The organism is Chitinophaga sp. (genome assembly GCF_036566945.1).
Taxonomy (GTDB): Bacteria; Bacteroidota; Bacteroidia; order Chitinophagales; family Chitinophagaceae; genus Chitinophaga.
On sequence record NZ_DATCVJ010000984.1, the window covers coordinates 1 to 2406 of the forward strand.

Below are 2406 nucleotides of genomic sequence, written 5' to 3' on the forward strand. Positions count from 1 at the left end.
TTCAATTTACCTGTTATGCCACATTATCATAAACTCGGACAAATACCGCATAAGCGCCATACCCAGTTCCGCAAACCGGATGGCCAGCTGTATTCGGAACAGTTATTTTCTACGGAAGGATTTTCTTCTCATTCCAGTTTATTGTATCACTGTCACCCACCTACGGAGATTGTAAAAGTAGATGAACCTTACTCCGTAGCCCCGAAAGTGGCCGAGGAGAAGATGTTGAAGCACCGCAGTTTCATGGGATTTAATGTGAAACCGGAAGACGATTTTTTGCAGAGCCGTAAAGCGGTGCTGGTGAACAGCGACCTTCATATTGTACTCGCCTCCCCCCGCAAAAGTATGGAAGGCTATTTCTATAAAAATGCGGATGCAGATGAAATGATCTTTGTACACGAAGGCAGCGGCGTACTGAAAACGCAATACGGTCAACTGGAATTCGGCTACGGTGATTACCTGGTAGTACCACGCGGTACCATTTACCAGATCACTTTCAACACGGCCGATAATCGTCTGTTTATTGTAGAATCGTTTAGTCCTATCCGTTATCCCAAAAGATACCTGAGCAAATACGGACAACTGCTGGAGCATTCACCCTATTGCGAAAGGGATATCCGGCAGCCGCAAAACCTGGAAACCATTGATGAGGCAGGCGATTTCCTGATCCGTATCAAAAAGAAAGGGGTGATATATCCGATCCACTATAAGCATCATCCGTTTGATGTGGTAGGGTGGGATGGATGCGAATATCCGTTCGCCTTTTCCATCCACGACTTTGAACCAATCACGGGGCGCGTACATCAGCCACCTCCGGTGCATCAGACTTTTGAAGGCACCAACTTCGTGGTATGTTCTTTCTGTCCCCGCTTATTTGACTATCATCCGCAGGCGATTCCTGCACCATATAATCATAGTAATATCGACAGCGATGAGGTATTATATTATGTAGATGGTGACTTTATGAGCCGTAAACATGTGGTGCGTGGTATGATTACCCTGCATCCTGCAGGTATTCCCCATGGCCCGCATCCGGGAGCCGTGGAAAAAAGTATTGGCGCAAAAGAAACAAAAGAACTGGCAGTAATGGTAGATACTTTTCATCCGCTGCAAATCACGGAAGAAGCACTGGGTATTGAAGATGGCAGCTATGTAATGAGCTGGGCAGAATAATTAGCAACAAAAACCAACCGACTTATAAAACCAAAACAATTGAATGTTATGGAAACAGCATTAATGAATGCAGACAACTTAACAGGTCAGCAGGACTTTTTACCACTCAACGGCACAGATTACGTTGAATTTTACGTAGGTAATGCCAAACAGGCCGCGATTTATTACAAAACGGCTTTCGGCTTTCAATCAGTGGCTTATGCTGGCCCTGAAACCGGTGTGAAAGACAGGGTATCTTATTTACTGGTACAAAATAAACTGCGCTTTGTACTCACCACTTCCCTGTTTCCCGATACCGAAATTTCCCGCCACGTAGCAAAACATGGCGACGGTGTAAAGGTATTGGCTCTGTGGGTAGACGATGCCCGTTCGGCTTATGAAGAAACCGTGAAACGCGGTGCTACACCTTATATGGAGCCTACTGTGGAAAAAGATGAATTCGGAGAAGTGGTACGAAGCGGTATCCATACATACGGCGATACCGTACACGTGTTTGTAGAACGTAAAAACTACAAAGGACTTTTCATGCCTGGTTTTAAAGAATGGAAATCAGACTACAATCCTGCAGATACCGGATTATTATATGTAGATCATTGCGTAGGTAATGTGGGCTGGAATGAGATGAATACCTGGGTAGAATTTTACGAGCGCGTAATGGGTTTCAGAAACCTCATCTCTTTCGATGACAGCGATATTTCTACCGAGTACTCAGCCCTGATGAGTAAGGTGATGAGTAACGGTAACGGACGTGTGAAATTCCCGATCAACGAACCGGCAGAAGGCAAAAAGAAATCTCAGATTGAAGAATACCTGGATTTCTATGGTGGCCCCGGTGTACAACACGTGGCGATTGCTACTAATGATATTGTAAAAACAGTCACTGAACTGCAGCAAAGAGGCGTAGAGTTCCTGAAGGTGCCGGATGTATATTATGAAACGGTGCTGGACAGGGTAGGAAAGATCGACGAAGCCGTTGCTCCCCTGCAAAAATTAGGAATCCTCGTGGATAGAGACGATGAAGGATACCTGTTGCAGATCTTTACAAAGCCATTGCAGGACAGACCTACCGTATTTTTTGAAATTATTCAGCGCAAAGGGGCACAGTCTTTCGGTAAAGGCAACTTCAAAGCACTGTTTGAATCTATAGAAAGAGAACAGGCATTGCGCGGCAACTTATAGTTTCCCTATGCTTTCCTTAGTTACAGTCCCGATGGGAGTGCTGTAAAGCCCGTC

General features: G+C 45.2%; 2 protein-coding genes. Both read left to right on the forward strand.

Annotated elements, in window-relative coordinates; translation table 11 throughout:
- On the forward strand, positions 1-1173 hold a 1173-nt coding region (locus tag VIP81_RS29425; RefSeq protein ID WP_331970199.1), incomplete at its 5' end, for a homogentisate 1,2-dioxygenase.
- Between the two features lie 48 nt (positions 1174-1221).
- Positions 1222-2352 (forward strand): 4-hydroxyphenylpyruvate dioxygenase, encoded by a 1131-nt coding sequence (gene hppD / locus VIP81_RS29430; protein ID WP_331970202.1) that lies wholly within the window; start codon positions 1222-1224, stop codon positions 2350-2352.
- The last annotated feature ends 54 nt before the right edge of the window (positions 2353-2406 follow it).

What these genes read in the sequence shown, in the direction of transcription:
- hppD (WP_331970202.1), top strand. Translation starts at nt 1,222, where the DNA reads ATGGAAACAGCATTAATGAATGCAGACAACTTAACAGGTCAGCAGGAC.